General features: G+C 42.4%; 1 pseudogene. It reads left to right on the top strand.

The features are described 5' to 3' along the window. A pseudogene (locus DXB52_RS16020) lies at positions 1-526 on the top strand (site-specific integrase); the annotation flags it as partial.

Raw genomic sequence — 526 nt, 5'->3', positions numbered from 1 at the left:
AAAGGATCTGTAAGAAAAAAAGGAAAGAAATGGTACTACCGCTTCTATGTAGAGGACGCAAGCGGCAATCTTGTTCAGAAAGAATGCGTTGGAACAGAAAGCAAAAGTGAAACTGAAAAGCTGCTCCGTCAGGCAATGGATGATTATGAGAAAAAGAAATTTGTTGCCAAAGCGGAAAATCTCACAGTCGGACAGCTTTTGGATGTGTGGGCAGAGGAGGAATTAAAAACAGGTACGCTCAGCAATGGTACGGTGGAGAATTACCTCGGAACAATCCGAAATATCAAGAAACACCCATTGGCAGAACGGAAACTGAAAAATGTAACCTCTGAACATTTGCAATCCTTCTTCGATTTGCTTTCCTTCGGGGGAGTTCATCCCGACGGAAAAGAGAGAAAGGGTTACAGCAAAGATTATATCCATTCTTTTTCCGCAGTCATGCAGCAGTCCTTCCGTTTTGCAGTATTTCCAAAGCAGTATATTACGTTCAATCCCATGCAGTATATTAAACTGCGGTATCAGACGG

It is taken from the genome of Ruminococcus sp. OM04-4AA, assembly GCF_003462585.1.
Taxonomy (GTDB): domain Bacteria; phylum Bacillota; class Clostridia; order Lachnospirales; family Lachnospiraceae; genus Mediterraneibacter; species Mediterraneibacter faecis.
Note: the sequence above shows the minus strand (reverse complement) of the source record. Positions and strands in the feature narration are given on the sequence as shown.